The sequence below is a fragment of the Demequina gelatinilytica genome, assembly GCF_000971115.1.
In the GTDB taxonomy this organism is placed as follows: domain Bacteria; phylum Actinomycetota; class Actinomycetes; order Actinomycetales; family Demequinaceae; genus Demequina; species Demequina gelatinilytica.
This window is the reverse complement of record NZ_BBLV01000013.1, coordinates 24627-41962: the sequence shown is the minus strand read 5'-3', so window position 1 is coordinate 41962 and position 17336 is coordinate 24627. Positions and strand designations below refer to the sequence as shown.

Annotated in this window: 15 protein-coding genes; 3 read left to right on the top strand and 12 right to left on the bottom strand. The window is 71.9% G+C overall.

The window, feature by feature from the left end; genetic code table 11:
• Window positions 1-21: 21 nt before the first annotated feature.
• From AOM00_RS11420 to pgsA, 6 genes are all read right to left on the bottom strand, one after another.
• Window positions 22-579 (bottom strand): regulatory protein RecX, encoded by a 558-nt coding sequence (locus tag AOM00_RS11420; RefSeq protein WP_062517901.1) that lies wholly within the window; start codon window positions 577-579, stop codon window positions 22-24.
• A gap of 3 nt (window positions 580-582) precedes the next feature.
• Entirely contained in the window at window positions 583-1665 is a 1083-nt protein-coding gene (recA, locus tag AOM00_RS11415; RefSeq protein WP_062517900.1) for a recombinase RecA, read from the bottom strand.
• 173 nt (window positions 1666-1838) lie between these two features.
• The gene (locus tag AOM00_RS11410; protein WP_062517899.1) at window positions 1839-2075 is read right to left on the bottom strand and encodes a DUF3046 domain-containing protein; all 237 of its coding nucleotides are present in this window, start codon (window positions 2073-2075) and stop codon (window positions 1839-1841) included.
• 4 nt (window positions 2076-2079) lie between these two features.
• The gene (locus AOM00_RS11405) at window positions 2080-2391 is read right to left on the bottom strand and encodes a helix-turn-helix domain-containing protein (protein WP_062517898.1); all 312 of its coding nucleotides are present in this window, start codon (window positions 2389-2391) and stop codon (window positions 2080-2082) included.
• Window positions 2392-2482: 91 nt separating this feature from the next.
• Entirely contained in the window at window positions 2483-2965 is a 483-nt protein-coding gene (locus AOM00_RS11400; RefSeq protein ID WP_228373484.1) for a CinA family protein, read from the bottom strand.
• Entirely contained in the window at window positions 2952-3521 is a 570-nt protein-coding gene (gene pgsA / locus AOM00_RS11395) for a CDP-diacylglycerol--glycerol-3-phosphate 3-phosphatidyltransferase (protein WP_228373483.1), read from the bottom strand. Before pgsA ends, AOM00_RS11400 begins: the two co-directional genes overlap by 14 nt.
• 70 nt (window positions 3522-3591) lie before the next feature.
• Here pgsA and AOM00_RS11390 point away from each other — a divergent pair, with 70 nt between their 5' ends.
• Window positions 3592-4959, top strand: a complete 1368-nt coding sequence (locus tag AOM00_RS11390; protein WP_156159144.1) for a CapA family protein — start codon at window positions 3592-3594, stop codon at window positions 4957-4959.
• A gap of 96 nt (window positions 4960-5055) precedes the next feature.
• Window positions 5056-6420 (top strand): CapA family protein, encoded by a 1365-nt coding sequence (locus AOM00_RS11385; protein ID WP_062517896.1) that lies wholly within the window; start codon window positions 5056-5058, stop codon window positions 6418-6420.
• 18 nt (window positions 6421-6438) lie between these two features.
• Here AOM00_RS11385 and AOM00_RS11380 read toward each other — a convergent pair whose 3' ends face one another.
• The 5 genes from AOM00_RS11380 to AOM00_RS11360 all read right to left on the bottom strand — a co-directional run bounded on the left by AOM00_RS11380 (window position 6439) and on the right by AOM00_RS11360 (window position 14419).
• Window positions 6439-8697, bottom strand: coding sequence for a putative bifunctional diguanylate cyclase/phosphodiesterase (locus AOM00_RS11380; protein ID WP_082096976.1), 2259 nt, complete (start codon window positions 8695-8697; stop codon window positions 6439-6441).
• Window positions 8682-11354, bottom strand: coding sequence for an FtsK/SpoIIIE family DNA translocase (locus AOM00_RS11375; protein ID WP_082096974.1), 2673 nt, complete (start codon window positions 11352-11354; stop codon window positions 8682-8684). Before AOM00_RS11375 ends, AOM00_RS11380 begins: the two co-directional genes overlap by 16 nt.
• Window positions 11355-11448: 94 nt before the next feature.
• A complete protein-coding gene (locus tag AOM00_RS11370) occupies window positions 11449-13131 on the bottom strand; it encodes a ribonuclease J (protein ID WP_062517895.1) in 1683 nt (560 codons plus the stop codon).
• 10 nt (window positions 13132-13141) lie between these two features.
• Window positions 13142-14035: a 4-hydroxy-tetrahydrodipicolinate synthase gene (gene dapA, locus AOM00_RS11365; RefSeq protein ID WP_062517894.1), complete on the bottom strand. Its 894-nt coding sequence runs from the start codon at window positions 14033-14035 to the stop codon at window positions 13142-13144.
• A 51-nt stretch (window positions 14036-14086) separates the two neighbouring features.
• Window positions 14087-14419, bottom strand: coding sequence for a cupin domain-containing protein (locus AOM00_RS11360; protein WP_062517893.1), 333 nt, complete (start codon window positions 14417-14419; stop codon window positions 14087-14089).
• A gap of 273 nt (window positions 14420-14692) precedes the next feature.
• On the opposite strand from AOM00_RS11360, the gene AOM00_RS11355 reads away from it, so the two are divergent.
• Entirely contained in the window at window positions 14693-15262 is a 570-nt protein-coding gene (locus AOM00_RS11355) for a hypothetical protein (protein ID WP_062517892.1), read from the top strand.
• A gap of 63 nt (window positions 15263-15325) precedes the next feature.
• Here the strand turns inward: AOM00_RS11355 and AOM00_RS11350 are convergent, their stop codons facing one another.
• Window positions 15326-17197: an alkyl/aryl-sulfatase gene (locus tag AOM00_RS11350; protein WP_062517891.1), complete on the bottom strand. Its 1872-nt coding sequence runs from the start codon at window positions 17195-17197 to the stop codon at window positions 15326-15328.
• Window positions 17198-17336 lie beyond the last annotated feature (139 nt).

Sequence of the window (17336 nt, the reverse complement as noted above, 5' to 3'; positions counted from 1 at the left end):
CTCCTTCCCTGTCGCGCGAGACTAGTCATCCTCGCTATCGGCACGCCGCAAGTCTTTCACGAGTGCGAATGCGAGCGAGCTCGGGTATCCCTTGCGCCCGAGCATCGCGACCACGCGCCTCGCCCGCACGTCCTCGGGATGAGCGGCGAGCTGGTCCCACCGCCGCCGGGCGAGCTCGGCTGCACGCTCGCGCTCGTCGTCGTCGTCGATCTGCCCGAGGGCATCCGCGATGTCACCGTCCTCGAAGCCCTTGCGCGCGAGCTCCATGCGGATCGCGCGTCGCGACTGCCCACGCTCGGCATGGCGGGTACGCGTGATGGTCGCCGCGAGCCCGGCATCGTCGATGAGTCCCACCTCGGAGTACCTCTCCACGATCTCCTCGGCGAGGCGGGGCTCGACGCGTCTCGCGACGAGCGCGTCCCGCAGCTGCGCGGACGAGCGCGACGCGCGTGTGAGGATGCCGAGCGCGATCTCACGGGCCTTCTCGGGGTCCGTGATCGGTGCATCGTCGGTGGACGCGCCGCGGCCCGCGGGGCGACGGCTACGTCGCGCCGCGGGCCGGCCGTGGTGCTCGCTCATGGGCTAGAAGCTGCTCTTGCCCTTCTTGCCCGCGGGCGCGGACGCGGCCTCGACCGGAGCGACGTCCTGGTTCTCCTCGCCCGCAGGCTGGATCCCCACGCCGAGCTTGGCCTTGACCTTGCGCTCGATCTCGTCCGCCAGCTGCGGGTTGTCCTTGAGGAAGTTGCGGGCGTTCTCCTTGCCCTGGCCCAGCTGATCGCCCTCGTAGGTGTACCAGGCGCCCGACTTCTTCACGAAGCCGTGCTCCACGCCGAGGTCGATGATCCCGCCCTCACGCGAGATCCCCTGGCCGTAGAGGATGTCGAACTCGGCCTGCTTGAACGGCGGGGCCATCTTGTTCTTCACCACCTTGACGCGGGTGCGGTTGCCGACGGGCTCGGTGCCCTCCTTGAGGGTCTCGATGCGTCGCACGTCGAGGCGCACCGACGCGTAGAACTTGAGCGCCTTTCCACCGGTGGTGGTCTCGGGGCTGCCGAAGAACACGCCGATCTTCTCGCGCAGCTGGTTGATGAAGATCGCGGTGGTGCCGGTCGTGTTGAGCGCACCGGTGATCTTGCGCAGCGCCTGCGACATGAGGCGGGCCTGGAGACCGACGTGGCTGTCGCCCATCTCGCCCTCGATCTCGGCCTTGGGCACGAGCGCGGCGACCGAGTCGATCACGAGGATGTCGATACCACCGGAGCGCACCAGGATGTCCGCGATCTCGAGCGCCTGCTCACCCGTGTCGGGCTGCGAGACGATGAGGTTGTCCACGTCCACGCCCAGCTTGCGGGCGTACTCGGGGTCGAGCGCGTGCTCCGCGTCGACGAAGGCCGCGGTGCCGCCCGCCTTCTGCATGTTGGCGACGGCGTGGAGCGCGACGGTGGTCTTACCGGACGACTCGGGGCCGTAGATCTCGACGATGCGGCCGCGCGGGAGCCCGCCGATGCCGAGCGCGATGTCGAGCGCGAGCGAGCTGGTGGGGATCGCCTCGACGGGGACGACGGTCTTCTCGCCCATCCGCATCGCCGACCCCTTGCCGAACTGGCGGTCGATCTGTCCGAGCGCCGCCTCGAGCGCCTTCGCGCGGTCCTGTGCCTGTGCCATGTCGGTTCCTCACATCCATCCGGGGCAGGTCTGCCGTGTCGCGTCCGACGCTACGCCGGACCACTGACACCGCCGCGGCGACCGTCATCCCCCGGGGAGGAGGCGGACCGCGCGGCGTCCTGGGGACCACGCTATATCGAACAACTGTTCGAAGGGAAACGACACGCCGTAGGCTAGCGCCGCGGCGGCGGGACCATCCGGCGGTCGTCGCCGCCGTCGCGACGCGCGAGAGGGACGTCCATCTGCTCGCACCAGGCATGCCACACGTCGCGGGGTGCCCGTCCCGCCTCGAGCGCCTCCGCGGGCGTGAGCGAGTCGAGGCCCGTCAGCGCGAGCTCGCGCGCGAGCGTGCGCGAGTACGACGCTCCGAACACCGCGTCCGCGAGGTTCCAGAACTCGCTGAGCCGCACGACCTCAGCGGGTGCGCATCGAGCTGAGGAGCTCGGGCACCGTGTCAGGGATCGACGGCATGACCGGGACGGTCTCGAGCGACTCGGCCGCGGCGAAGCGGTCGGAGACCTCGCGCAGGATGATCGACATGGGCATGTCCAGCGCGTCGCAGATCGAGGCGAGGAGCTCCGAGGACGCCTCCTTCTGCCCGCGCTCGACCTCGGAGAGATATCCGAGGGAGACCCGGGCGCCGGAGGAGATGTCTCGCAGCGTCTTGCCCTGGGTGAGGCGCACGTCACGCAACACCTCGCCGATCTCGTTGCGAAGCACGGGCATGCGCCCTCCCCTCATCGTCGTCATGCGGCCTTGGTCCATGGTGACACAACGCACCATACCCCACGCCTGTTCCGCCTCTGTTGCGGGAGCATCACCCGGCGACCACGTCCTGCGCGAGCGCCTCGAGCACCGCGGCGAGCGCGGAGTCGACCGCGCCGGCCCTGACCGCGGCACGGTCCCCGGTCAGGTTGTGGTGCATCCGCAGCACCCGCGTGGGCCCCGCCACCGCGAGATGGACCGTGCCCACGGGCGCGCCGTCGTGGGAAGCGGGCCCGGCCACGCCCGTGGTCGCGACGCCGATCGACGCTCCCGTCGCGTCGCGCGCGCCCCGGGCCATCGCCTCCGCGACCTCTGCGGACACGACCCCGTGCTCGCGGATGGCGTCCGGGTCGACCCCGAGCAGCCTGGCCTTGACGTCCGCGGTGTAGGCGACGATGCCGCCGCGCACCACCGCGGAGGCGCCGGGCACCGTCACGAGCGCCGAGCACAGCGCCCCGCCGGTGAGCGACTCCGCCGTGGCGATGGTGAGGCCTCGCTCACGCAGCGCGGCGATCACCGCCTCAGGCTGCGGCACGACCGTCCGCATGCTGACCGCGCGCCGCCTGCACGATCTTGACCGTGTAGTCGATGCCCGTGACGAGCGCGAGCGCCGTCGCGACGAGCAGCACCCACCACGCGGCCTGATCGACCCACGCCGGCATGCCCGGGAGCAGGTAGAGCCAGATCGCGAGCAGCTGCGCCATGGTCTTGAGCTTGCCGCCGGGCGACGCCGGGATCACGGTGCCCGACGCGACCAGCAGGCGTCCCACGGTCACCCAGAGCTCGCGCACCGCGATGATCGCCACCGGCCACCACGGCACCCCGTCCGTGATGACCAGCACCGCGAGGACACCGAGCACGAGCGCCTTGTCCGCGATCGGGTCGGCGAGCTTCCCGAACGGGCTCACCACACCCCAGCGCCGTGCGAGATAGCCGTCGAAGAAGTCGGTCGCGGCAGCGATCATGAACAGGACGAGCGCCCACACGCGTGCCGCACCCTCGTCGCCATCGTCGACGAGCAGCAGCAGGAGCACCACCGGCACCATCACGAGGCGCGCGACGGTGAGCACGTTCGGAACTGCGGAGGTCACGCACACACCCTAATGCGGACGCGGGGGCGAGGCGCGCGGCGGGCCGTCCGAGGCGCGGGATACTTGTGCCATGCCCCGCCCCACCCGTCATGGCCCCGCGCGCGCCGCCGCCGTCCCGCTCGGGATGGTCCTGGCGGTGGTCGCCGCGCTCGTGGTCGGCGCGACCGTCGGATGGACGGCGGGCAGCGCGGGCGAGGCGGACGAGGTGGGCGCGTCGCCGACCAACGCCGCCATCACGGTGCCGGAGACCTCCGACACGGCCGAGGCCCAGGCGTCCGAGGACGCCGACCGCTCCCCCGCATCGTCGCCGTCGCCGTCGCCGTCGGAGACGGAGGCCGTCCCGCAGGACATCACCTTCTCGCTGGTCGCCGGCGGCGACGTGCTGCCGCACACGCCGGTCAACACCTCGGCCGCCACGGCGGGCGGCTACGACTACACGGCCCTCTTCGCGGGGATCGAGCCGTACATCGCGGGCGCCGACCTCGCGATCTGCCACATGGAGGTCCCGGTCTCCCCCGACGGCGGCAAGCCGTCGGGCTACCCCATCTTCTCCGCCCCGGACGCGCTCGTGCGCGACCTCGCCGAGGTCGGCTGGGACGGATGCTCGACCGCATCGAACCACAGCGTGGACAAGGGCATGGCCGGCGTGACGGCGACGCTCGACGCGTTCGACGACGCGCTGCTCCAGCACGCGGGGACGGCCCGTAGCGAGAGCGAGTCCCAGCAGGTCTCGTACTACGTGGTCGGGGACGGCGACAGGCTCATCAAGGTCGCTCACCTGAGCTTCGCCTACGGCACCAACGGCATGCCCGTCGCCAACCCCTGGTCGGTCGACCTCTTCGACGCGGACGCGGAGGACGCCACGCCGATCATCGAGGCCGCCCAGCGCGCCCGCGACGACGGCGCCGACGTGGTGGTCGCCTCGGTCCACTGCTGCGTCGAGTACCGGACCGCGCCCTCGGACGCCCAGCGCGCCATCGCGCAGCAGATCGCCGACTCCGGCCTGGTGGACCTGTACATCGGCCACCACGCGCACGTCCCTCAGCCCATCGAGCTGCTCCCGGGCGGACCCTCCGGCGATGGCATGTGGACGGCCTTCGGGCTGGGGAACATGCTCTCGAACCAGGACTCGGTCTGCTGCGTCGCCGCCACCGCGAACGGCGTGCTGCTCGACGCGACGTTCACGGTGAGCCCGGACGGCGACGTGGGGGTCGACGTCGGCTGGTACGCGACGACGGTCGACAAGCGTGGGGGCCACCGCATCTACGCGCTCGCGGACGTCGCCGACGGCGTGGGCACCCTGAGCGCGGCCGAGGTCGCCACGCGACACGCGGCCGTGCGCGACGCGGTCGGTGACGATGCGCCCGAGCAGACCGCACCGCCGACGAGCCTCGCCCAGCGCGCGAGCGCGCTGCTCGCACCCCCGCCGGGCGCCTAGGGTCCTCCCCGCAACGACCGCGGGTGCAGGCGAGGTGCGCGGGCGCGCCGCTCGGGGTCGTCAGGAAAGGGCACGCCGTGACGCGATAATGCCTCCGTGACCTCGCCCCGCCGACCGGCCCCGCTCCGCGTCCTGCGGACTGCGCTCGCCGCAGCGATGGTCGTCGCGATCCCGGTCGGGCTCGCCCTGAGCGCGGGGGCGTCGGAGGACGATGCGGTCGCGCCCGGCGCGGCCGCGTCCCCGACGGCCGCGGTCGGGGCCCCCAGCGCGATCCCCTCGACGACCGCGCCGTCGCCCTCCCCGTCGGCCACGCGCGTCGAGGCAGAGCCGAGCGCCGAGGCGAGCGAGGCACCGGAGCCCGAGCCGGGCCCGGTGCGGTTCACCCTGGTCGCCGGCGGCGACGTGCTCCCGCACGGATCCGTCAACGCCTCCGCCTCGACCGGCGACGGCTACGACTACACCGCCTTGATGGAGGGCGTCCGCCCCTACATCGAGGGCGCCGACCTCGCGCTTTGCCACATGGAGGTGCCCGTGGCGCCCGCGGGGACGAGCCCGTCGACGGTACCGCCGTTCGCCGCTCCCCCCGAGCTGGTGCGCGACCTCGGCGCCGTCGGCTGGGACGGCTGCTCGACCGCCTCGAACCACAGCGTGGACCAGGGTGCGTCGGGCGTGGCGGCCACGCTCGCGGCCTTCGACGACGCCCTCATGCAGCATGCCGGCACCGCACGGAGCCAGGACGAGGCCGCGCAGACCTCCTTCTACGCGGTCCGGGACGGGGACACCGTCATCAAGGTCGCGCACCTCAGCTTCACGTGGAGCACCAACGGCCTGCCCGTGAGCGCGCCCTGGGAGGTCGGGACCGTCAACGTCCACGCGGTGGATGCCGCGCCGATCCTCGAGGCGGCGCAACGCGCGCGCGACGAGGGCGCCGACGTGGTGGTCGCGTCGGTGCACTGCTGCGTCGAGTACGAGGCCGCGCCGACGGCGGCGCAGCGAGCGCTGGCGGCCAAGGTCGCGGAGTCCGGGCTCGTCGACCTCTACGTGGGCCATCACGCGCATGTGCCGCAGCCCATCGAGCTGCTGCCGGGCGGGCCTGCAGGCGAAGGCATGTGGACCGCGTACGGCCTGGGCAACTTCCTGTCCAGCCAGGCCGCGGACTGCTGTGCGCCGGCCTCCACCAGCGGGGTGCTCCTCGCCGCGACGTTCACCGTCGACCCTGACGGGGCGGTCGGCGTCGACGCCGGCTGGGTGCCCATCACGGTCGACCGCAGCAGCTCGCATGCGATGCACGTGCTCACCGAGATCCCCCAGGGTGCGGGCCACCTGAGCGCCGCCGAGGTGGCCGCCCGGCTCGCGATGGTGCGCGATGCCGTCGGCGACGATGCCCGGGAGCTCACCGCACCGCCGCGGCACGGCGCCGATCACGCCTTCCCCCTGCTCAACCCCGCACCGGCCGACTAGCGGGCAGGCGGCGACGCGCTAGCGCTCGCGGAAGATCGCGTCCGGCTCGGCCGGGCGCGGGTCGATGAGGCTCGAGCCGGTGAACGGATGCTGCGCGAGCACGGTCGCCGCGGGCTGGGCCACACCGAAGAGCCAGCCTTGGCCGTAGCGCCACCCGCAGTCCGCGAGGAACTCCGCCTGCGCCTCCGTCTCGATGCCCTCCGCGATGGTCGCGAGACCCAGCTCGCGGGCAAGCGCGCCGAGGGCGCGCGACACGCGCGCGCCCGCCGGGTCCTCGGGGATGCCCGCCACGAACGACATGTCGAGCTTCACCCCCGACACCGGGAGGTCACGCAGGTAGGACAGCGGCGACACGCCCGTGCCGAAGTCGTCGAGCAGGATCGGCACGCCCGCGTTGCGCAGCTCGGTGAGCTCGTGGCGGATGCGGGTGTTCGGGGCGACGAGCGAGGCCTCCGTGAGCTCGACCACCACCCGCTGGGGGCCCAGCTGGTAGCGGCCGATCGATGCGAGCACGCCGTCGGCGAACGCGGAGTCGCCCAGCTGGTCCGCCGAGACGTTGAGCGAGACCCATGTGGTGTCGGACGGCGTGCGCGCGAGGAACTGCGCGGCCTGCTCGACCAGCGCCGCACCCGCGGTCGCCGCGAGCCCCTTGTCGCTGATGAGCGGCAGGAAGGCGCCCGGCAGCAGCAGGCCCCGCGTGGGGTGCTGCCACCGGACGAGCGCCTCGTAGCCCACCACGGTGCGCGTGGCGAGCTCGAGGATCGGCTGGTAGTGGAGCACCAGGTCGCCGTGCTCGATCGCACGCGCGAGCTCGGCGGCGAGCGCCGAGTGGTGGTCGTCGGCGATCCGCATGGACGGCTCGAAGACCTCGGTGCGGCTCTTCCCCGCGGCCTTGGCGCGGTACATCGCCGCATCGGCGGCGGTGAGCAGGCTCGCGCCGCCGCCCGCGATGGTCTCCTCGTCCGCCATCGCGATGCCGAGCGACGCCGCGAGCTGGAGCTGGTGGCGCTTGACCGCGAGCGGCTTGCGCATGCCCTCGTGGATCGCCGCCGCGATCTCGACGAGCGCCTTCGAGCAGTCGGGGTCGTGGACCGCGATGACGAACTCGTCGCCGCCGAGCCTCGCGACCGTGCCGCGCCCCCCGGTCGCGGCGCGGAGGACGCCCGCGACATGCACGAGCGCGCTGTCGCCCGCGGCGTGGCCGAACCGGTCGTTGAGCCCCTTGAAACCGTCGAGGTCGACGGCGATCACGCCCACGCGGGTGTCCGCATCGGGCTTGGCGAGCAGCTCCTCGAGGACGTCGTTGAAGAGGTTGCGGTTCGCGAGGCCCGTCAAGGGGTCGTGCATCGCACGATGCTGCATGAGCTCCGAACGCATGCGCACCTCGGTGGTGTCGCGCACGTGGACCACGTAGTGGTCGGGCGCGCCGCCCGCGTAGCGGACCATCGCGACCTCGAGCACCGCCCACACGACGTTGCCGTCCGCCTTGACGTACCGCTTCTCCACCGAGAAGCGGTTCTGGTGGCCGTCGTACAGACGCTGCAGCTGATCGCGCTCGGCGTGGAGGTCCTGGGGATGGGACAGGGCGCTGAACGGGGTGCCGCGCAGCGCGGCGACCGTCGACCCCATCATCTCCGCGAAGGCGCGGTTGACCTCCATCAGTCGCCACTCGAGGTCCACGAGCGCCATCCCTGTAGGGGCGTTCTCCATCGCGCGGCGGAACTGGGCGTCGGACCTGCTCAGCGCCTCGGCGGCCTCGCGCAGCCCGGTGGTGTCCATGACCGTGATGATGCGCACCTGCTGGCCGTCGCCCGGATCCTGCACCTTGCGCGAGCGCACGTGCAGCCAGCGGATGTCCTCGGCTCCGCGGCGTCCGGGCACCCCGATGACACGCGGCCGTCCGTCCTCGGTCGGGGCGAAGGCGTCCCCCGGCAGCAGCGGCCGGAGGTTCGAGTCGACGGCTCGCACCGGGATGCGCGTCAGCGCCATGCCCGTCGCCTCGGCGGCGTTCAGCCCCAGGATGGTGGTCGCGATGTCGGAGATGAGGGCGACCTCGCCGTCCTCGGTCACGAGCAGCACTCCGTCGCGCGACGACGTCATCACGGCGTCGAACTGATGGCGCAGGCGACGCTCACGGGCCAGGGCCCGGTCCCGCGCCGCGCGCTCGCGCCCGGACCGCCAGAAGAAGTAGAACGCGCAGAGCGCGAGCAGGACGAGCAGCGCGCCGACCCCGGCGACGAACGCCGGCTGCGCGAAGAGCTCTAGGACTCCACCCATTCCTCGTCCTCAGCATCGGGGTTGACGGTGGCCGTGCTTACCGTAGCGCCTCCGTCGCCCCGCAGGACAGCCAGGGTGGACGCGAGCTCGTCCGGTGTGACCAACACGTCACGCGCCTTGGATCCCTGCGACGGCCCGACGATCTCCCTGGTCTCGAGGAGGTCCATGAGCCGGCCCGCCTTGGCGAAGCCCATCTTGAGCTTGCGCTGGAGCATCGAGGTGGATCCCAGCTGCGTGGTGATGACCAGCTCGGCCGCCTGGAGGAGGTCGTCGAGATCGTCGCCGATGTCCTCCGCGACCGCAGCGGTCCCCGTGGCCGCCTGGGTGACGTCGTCGCGGTACTCGGGGTCCGCCTGACGCTTCGCATGGTCGACCGCCCCGTGGATCTCGGTCTCCGTCACCCACGATCCCTGCACGCGCATCGGCTTGCTCTCGCCCATGGGCAGGAACAGGGCGTCGCCCTGGCCGATGAGCTTCTCCGCTCCCGGGGTGTCGAGGACCACGCGCGAGTCCGCGAGCGACGAGGTCGCGAACGCGAGGCGCGACGGCACGTTGGCCTTGATGGTGCCCGTGATGATGTCGACCGAGGGTCGCTGCGTCGCGAGCACCAGGTGGATGCCGGCGGCACGCGCGAGCTGCGTGATGCGCTGGATCGACTCCTCGACGTCGCGCGGCGCGACCATCATGAGGTCCGCGAGCTCGTCGACGATCACCAGCAGGTAGGGGTAGGTCTTGATCCTGCGCTCGGAGCCCGGCAGCGGCTTGACCTTGCCCGCACGGACGGCCTTGTTGAAGTCGTCGATGTGCTTGAAGCCGAACAGCGCGAGGTCGTCGTAGCGCATGTCCATCTCCTTCACCACCCACTCGAGGGCCTGCGCGGCCTTCTTCGCATCGGTGATGATGGGCGTGATGAGGTGCGGGATGCCCTCGTAGATGGTGAGCTCGACGCGCTTGGGGTCGACCAGGACCATGCGCACCTCGTTCGGCGTCGCGCGCATGAGGATCGACGTGATGAGCGAGTTGACGAACCCGGACTTGCCGGCGCCCGTGGCGCCCGCGACCAGCAGGTGCGGCATCTTCGCCAGGTTGGCCATGACGTAGCCGCCCTCGACGTCCTTGCCGATGCCGATCGCCATGGGGTGGTCGTTGCGCTGCGCGACCGAGGACCGCAGCACATCGCCGAGCGCCACCGTCTCGCGGTCGACGTTCGGGATCTCGATGCCGATCGCCGACTTGCCGGGGATCGGGGACAGGATGCGCACGTCCGCGCTGGCGACCGCGTAGGCGATGTTCTTGCTCAGCTGCGTGATCTTCTCGACCTTGACGCCCGCGCCCAGCTCGACCTCGTAGCGCGTGACCGTCGGGCCGCGCGTGAAGCCGGTGACCTCCGCATCGACGCCGAACTGCTGGAGGACGTCGCGCAGCGCCGCCACCACGCGGTCGTTCGCGGCCGAGCGCTCCTTGTGCGGCGCGCCCTTCGCGAGGATCTCGAGGGACGGCAGCGCGTACGGGTTCGAGTTCTCGAGGATCCCCTGCTCGCCCTCGGGCACGATGCTCGTGGTGGCGGGTGCCGGGTGGTCGTCGGCGACGGCGATGGCCTGGGTGGGGACGTCCTCCGGCGCGGGAGCGTAGGCGGGCTCGTCGTCCCACGGCGCGGACTCCTCGATCGCGCCGAAGTCGTAGGGCGAGATCACCTCGGTGACGGGGGCCTGGCCGCCTTCGGGGTCGATGATGTCGTCGAACTCCGTGCGGTCCACCTGGGCGGCGTGCGCGAAGGCCTCGTCGGCCTCGTACTCGTCGATCGCGGCATCGCCCGGCTGCTCGCCGTGCAGCGCGCGGTCGATCATGCGCTTCGCGCGGCCCTTGGCGGGCTTGAGCGTCTTGGTGTCCCCCGGGCGCTCGAGCGTGCGGTGCTCCGGGAGGTCGAGCTCGCCCGAGCCCGTGTCCTCGCGCTCGCCGTCGGCGCGGACCTTGCCGGTGACCTCGGCCACCCACGCGACCGCCTCGCGCACGGAGACGCCGAAGATGATGAGCACGGACAGCAGCGCGAGCAGCACCAGGACCACGATCGCGAGCGGGACCGTGACCAGCGACGCGAGCGGCGTGCCGATGAGGAAGCCCAGCACGCCTCCGGCCTCCTGGAGGCCCTGGGCGCCGTCGGTCGGTCCGGGCTGGTCCTTCGCGAGGTGGATGATCGCGTCGACCATGAGGGCGAGCAGGAGCACGCCGAACGTGATCCGGTGGTTGGTGCCTTCCTCCTGGGGCGCGCGCATCAGCCGCACCGCAATGATGGCCAGCACCACGGGGACGCCGTACGCGAGCACACCGAACGCTCCCGCGACCACCCAGTGGATGCCCGTCCCGGCCCAGCTGGGCAGCTCGAACCACTCGCGAGCGGCGACCAGGATCGCCAGGATGATGAGGGTGATGGCGATGCCGTCGCGTCGGACGGCGGGGGGCACGTCACGCGCGCCGTGGCCGATGCTGCGCACGCCGGAGCCGACGGCGTTCGCGGTGCCGCGGCCGATCGCGGCGATGCCGCGCAGGATTGCGGGAGGCCGGCGCTTGGCCTGCGCTGCCGAGCGCGAGCTCGACGACGAGGAGCGCTTCGCCTGCTGCGTCCTCGGCGCGGGTCGTGACTGTCGCGTCTGTGCCATGGCACAGCACGGTAGTGCCCCGGGGCGCGGCCGTGGGTTCGCCACCCCGCCGGGGCCCGCATCGTCCCCCGGAAGGGACGATGCGGGGCGCGGCTCAGGCCTCGATGACGATCGGGACGATCATGGGGCGCCGGCGCAGCTTGGTGCCCACGAACCGGCCCAGCACGCGTCGGGCGACCTGCTGGAGCTGGTGGGTGTCGGTCGAGCCGCCGCGGGCGGCGTCCTCGATCGCCTTCTTGATCTCGGGAAGGATCGCGTCGAACACCGAGTCGCCCTCCGCGAGCCCGCGTGCGTGGACCTCGGGGCCGCTGACGACGCGTCCGTTGCTCGAGTCCACGACCGCGAAGACCGAGACGAAGCCCTCCTCGGAGAGGATCCGGCGGTCCTTGAGCTCGGCGTCGGTGATCTCGCCGATCGAGGAGCCGTCGACGTAGACGTTGTGCACCTCGACGGCACCCACCACGCGTGCCACGCCGTCCTTGAGGTCGACGACTGTGCCGTTCTCCGCGAACATCACGTTCTCCTGCGCGATGCCGGTCTTCATCGCCAGGTGGCCGTTGGCCAGGAGGTGACGGACCTCGCCGTGGATCGGCATGACGTTCCTGGGACGCAGGATGTTGTAGCAGTACAGCAGCTCGCCGGCGCTCGCGTGACCGGAGACGTGGACGCGCGCGCTGCCCTGGTGGACCACGGTCGCACCCAGGCGCATGAGCCCGTTGATGACGCGGAAGACCGCGTTCTCGTTGCCCGGGATCAGGGACGAGGCGAGGATCACCAGGTCGCCCTCCCCCACCGTCACCTTGTGGTCGCCGCTCGCCATGCGGCTGAGCGCGGCCATCGGCTCGCCCTGCGAGCCGGTGGACATGTAGACCACCTGCTCGCCCGGCATGTCGTCGGCCTTCTTGGGATCCACGAGGATGCCGTCGGGCACGCGCAGGTAGCCCATGTCCGCCGCGATGCCCATGTTGCGCACCATCGAGCGACCCACGAAGGCCACCTTGCGGCCGTGGGACTCGGCGGCGTCGATCACCTGCTGGACGCGGTGGACGTGGCTCGCGAAGGACGCGACCACGATCCGGCCGGTGGCCTGCGCGAACAGGCGGTCGAGCACGGGGCCGATCTCCACCTCGGCGGTGGTGAAGCCGGGGACCTCGGCGTTGGTCGAGTCGACCTGGAAGACGTCGACGCCCTCCTCGCCCAGCCGCGCGAAGCCGCGCAGGTCGGTGATGCGCCCGTCGAGCGGCAGCTGGTCCATCTTGAAGTCGCCGGTGTTGAGCACGGTGCCGGCGGACGTGCGCACGAACACCGCGAGAGCGTCGGGGATCGAGTGGTTGACCGCGAGGAACTCGAGATCGAAGATGCCGAGCTTCTCCCGCTGTCCCTCCTTGACGGCGAGCGTCACGGGGCTGATGCGGTGCTCGCGCAGCTTGGCCTCGACGAAGGCGAGCGTGAGCTGCGAGCCGAGGATCGGGATGTCCTGGCGCATGCGCAGCAGGTACGGGACGGCTCCGATGTGGTCCTCGTGGCCGTGCGTGAGCACGATCGCCTCGACGTCGTCGAGACGGTCCTCGATGTAGCTGAAGTCCGGGAGGATGAGGTCGACGCCGGGCTGGTGGTCCTCGGGGAAGAGCACGCCGCAGTCGATGATGAGCAGGCGCCCGTCGAGCTCGAGCACGTGCATGTTGCGGCCCACCTCGCCCAGGCCCCCCAGCGGGACGAGCCGGAGGGTGCCGGGTTCGAGCGCGGGAGGCGGGAGCAGGTCGGGGTTGAAGGTCATGCGGTCTCCGTCAGGGGTGGATGCCGGCGGCCTCGAGGCGCAGGATCAGCGCGTCGTGCTCGGCCGGCGGGTTGGGAAGCAAGGGAAGCCGCATCGCCCGGCTCGGGACGACGCCCAGCCAGTGCACCGCGGACTTCGCGTTGATGGCGCCGGGGCCGGAGAAGACGGCCTCGTGCACCGGGAGCAGGGACTCGTGGAGGCGCTCGGCCTCCGCGGTGTCGCCTGCCTCATGCGCGGCGATCATCGCCGCGATCTCCCGCCCCACTACGTGGGACGAGACGGACACGACGCCGACGGCGCCTGCCCGGAGGAAGTCGAGGGTGAGCGGGTCGTCGCCCGAGTACCAGGCGAGCCCGGTGCGCGCGATCCGCTCCTTGGCCGCCTCGACGCCGCCCGTGGCGTCCTTGACGGCCACCACGCGGGGGTGTGCTGCGAGCTCGTCGTAGCTCTGGTCGGAGATCGCGAGTGCCGTCCGGCCAGGGATGTCGTAGAGCATCGCCGGCAGGCCCGTCGCGCCGAGGATCGCACGGAAGTGCGCGACCACGCCGGCCTGCGTGGGCTTCGAGTAGTACGGCGTGAGCGCGAGGATGCCGTCGGCGCCGGCCTCCTCGCCCTGCTCGGCCATGCGCACCGCGTGGGCGGTGTCGTTGGAGCCGGCACCCGTGAGGATGGTGACGTCGGGTCCGACCGCCTCGCGCACGGCGACGAGGAGGTCGACCTTCTCGGGCGCGTGCGTGGTCGGCGCCTCGCCGGTGGTGCCCGACAGGACGAGCCCGTCGGACCCGTGCGCGACCAGGAACTTCGCGAGCTCCTGGGCGCCCTTGAGGTCCAGCGCGCCTCCCTCGTGCATCGGGGTGACCATCGCGGTCAGCACCGTTCCGAACGGGCGCGTGGAGGAAGTCATGGCACTCAACCTACCGCGCGCGACGGGTGACCTGCGGTCGCCTCGGCGCCGTCAGGCCCGCGTCGCGACCGTGAGCAGCATCGCGGAGTCCGCGAGCGCATGCAGGCCGTGCCGTTCGGGCGGGAGGACCAGGTAGTCACCCGGCGAGAGCGTCACACCTCCGGACGCGCTGCCGAGCTCCAGCTCGCCGCTGATGACCTGGAGGGTCGCCTCGCCCGGGCTCTCGTGGTCGTGGAGCCGATGGCCCGCCGCGAGCGCGATCACCGTCTGCCTCAGGTCGCTGGCCCGGTCCCCCATGAGGGTGACCGAGTGGCGCCCGCTCGACTCCACCCGCGCGAGCTCGAGCTGGTCCTCCGCGACCGCCCCGAGGTTCTCCACATCCATGCGCGGCCTCCCTTCCCGGGCGCGCGGCCCGGTCCCGCTCCAGTGTCGCGCAGGCGGGGACGATGCGCGCGGGCGCCCAGCCCGCACGCTCGCCGGCACGTCGTGCCGATTCGCCCCATGGCGCGTGCATCGGAGTGCGCCCGGCGCCGCTAGATTGAGCGCACGGCTCGGCGCGCGTGCGTGTGCGGCCGACGGCAACCTCACCCCCCGATGGGAGCCGTACCCACCCATCGGAGGCCGCATGGTCTCCCCACCAGGAGAGAGCACCACCACATGAAGCTGAGGTCCACCGTCGCCGCGATCGCCGGCGTCGTCATCGCGCTCACGGGCGCCACCGCCGCGAACGCGGACGACACACCCAAGGTCGACCGCTACGAGTTCGCGCACATCTCGCTCGGCCAGACCTTCGACAAGACGATCGCCCGCTTCGACTCGAAGGGCACGCAGGTCGAGACCTACAAGGAGGGCGGCTACGCCCACCAGATCCGCGCGTGGCAGGTCACGACCTCCGAGCTCGGCTTCGTGTACCTGGATCTGGTCAAGGTCAACGGCGTGTGGCGCGTCAACGGCAAGCTCGCGGCCTGGCTCGACGGCCCGAAGCAGACCACGGACAAGATGACCAAGGCGGAGTACCGCTCATTCGCGAAGGGCGCGACCATCGCCGAGGTGCGCGCGATCGCCGGCACCGCCGGTCGGACCCAGATCGAGCTGCGCGACAGCGAGACCAAGACGCTGACCGTCGAGTGGCCCGTGCCCGGCTCCGAGTACGGCTACACGAGCGTCGACTTCACATGGAAGGACGGCGCCTTCCGGGTCGCTTCCAAGACGGCCGTCTGGGGCTGAGGCCCCGTCCCGCACCGCGCAGGCGGCGCCGGCTCACGACCGGAGCGGGACACCACCACCGCCTCACGGCACGACGATCTCGAAGCCGGGATCGCCCGGATCGAGCACGCCGAGCAGCTGCGGGAGCACGGCGGGGTCACCCGTGATGTCGAGCCCCGGCGAGTCGAGGTCGCCCGCGAGCACCGCGAGCAGCCGGGGCTTGGTCAGGGCGAGCGTCACACCGGCGTCGCCCGCCGCGCCGCCCTCGACAGCGACCATCACGCCGTGGCGCAGCGTGAGATGGAAGGCGCGGTCCAGGTCGGTGAGCACCACGTCGATCGCGAGGTCGAGGTCCCACGCCCGGGGCCCGTCCACCGTGATCGCGATCGCGTCGAAGATCTGCTCGGGGCTCAGCTGCGCGACCAGGTCCGGGGCGGCGGTCGCCACCGGCGTGCCGAACGACCCCTCGCGCAGCTCGGTCGCGCCGGAGAGGTAGAAGCTGCGCCACGTGCCGTTCTCGGAGCCGTAGGCGAGCTGCTCGAGGGTGTCCGCGTAGAGCTCGCGCGCCGCCGCATGGTCCGGCGAGGCGAACACCGCGTGGTCGAGCAGGGTGGCGGCCCATCGGAGGTCGCCGCCGTCGTAGGCCGCTCGCGCGAGCGCGACCACGCGGTCGACGCCGCCGATCGCGGCGACATAGCGCTCTGCGAGCGCCTGCGGCGGATGCGGCCAGAGCCGTGCCGGGTTGCCGTCGAACCACCCCAGGTAGCGCTGGTAGATCGCCTTGACGTTGTGCGACACGGAGCCGTAGTAGCCGTGCGTGCCCCAGACCCTCTCGAGCGCGGGCGGCACCGTCATCTCCTCGGCGATCTCCGCTCCTGTGAGGCCCTTGTTGAGCATGCGCAGCGTCTGATCGTGCAGGTACTTGTAGAGGTCGCGCTGGAGGCCGAGGTACTCGACCAGCCGGTCACGGCCCCACGTGGGCCAGTGGTGCGACGCGAACATCACGTCCGCACGGTCCCCGAAGAGCCGGATCGCCTCGGTGAGATAGCTCGCCCAGACGTTGGGATCGCGCACCAGCGCGCCGCGCAGCGTCAGCAGGTTGTGGAGGTTGTGCGTGACGTTCTCCGCCATGCACAGCGCGGCGTAGCGCGGCACCAGGAAGTGGAGCTCCGCGGGCGCCTCGGTGCCGGGCGCCATCTGGAACTCGAGCTCGACGCCGTCGACGGTGACCGTCTGCCCGGTGGTCGTGACGTCATGCGTGGGAGGGATGATGCCGGGGTGGCCCGTCGACGTCGTCTGGCCCAGGCCCGCGCCGACCTGCCCGCGGGGCCCGCGCGCGAGCGCAGCGCCGTACATGTACCCCGCACGCCTCGCCATCGCGGTGCCGGCGTACACGTTCTCCGCGACGGCGTGGGCCACGAGACCCTCGGGTGCGATGATCGGGACCCGCCGCGCGGCCGCCTCCTCCGCGGTGATGATGCCGAGCGCGCCGCCGAAGTGGTCGAGGTGCGAGTGCGTGTAGACCATCCCCGTCACCGCCCGGTCCCCCCGGTGCTCGCGGTAGAGCGCGAGCGCAGCCGCGGCCGTCTCCTTGCTGATGAGCGGGTCCACCACGATGACGCCCGTGTCCCCCTCGATGAGCGACATCACCGAGAGGTCGAGCCCGCGGACCTGGTAGAGGCCCTCCACCACCTCGTACAGCCCGTGGCGCGCGGCGAGCGTCGACTGCCGCCACAGGCTCGGATGGACCGTGGTGGGCGCCTGGCCCTCGAGGAAGCCGTAGGACGATGCATCCCACACCACGGCGCCGTCGGCGTCGCGGATCACGGGGTCCGCGAGGGTGCCGAGGAAGCCGCGGTCGGCGTCCTCGAAGTCCCGCTCGTCCTCGAAAGGAAGGGTCGCGAGGTGGCGTGCGTGCGCCTCCGCGATCGCGGGGATGGGGTCGTTCTGGCGCATGGCAGCCTCCGGCGTGAGCGGGGACCCGTCTTCAGGCTCGTCCTGTGCGGGGGCCGCCGCAACCGGGAGGCTGCAGGCGCCCGTCCCCGCTCGCCGGGCGCGGGCGCCGCAGCATCGTCCGGCGCCGCGCGTACGCTGG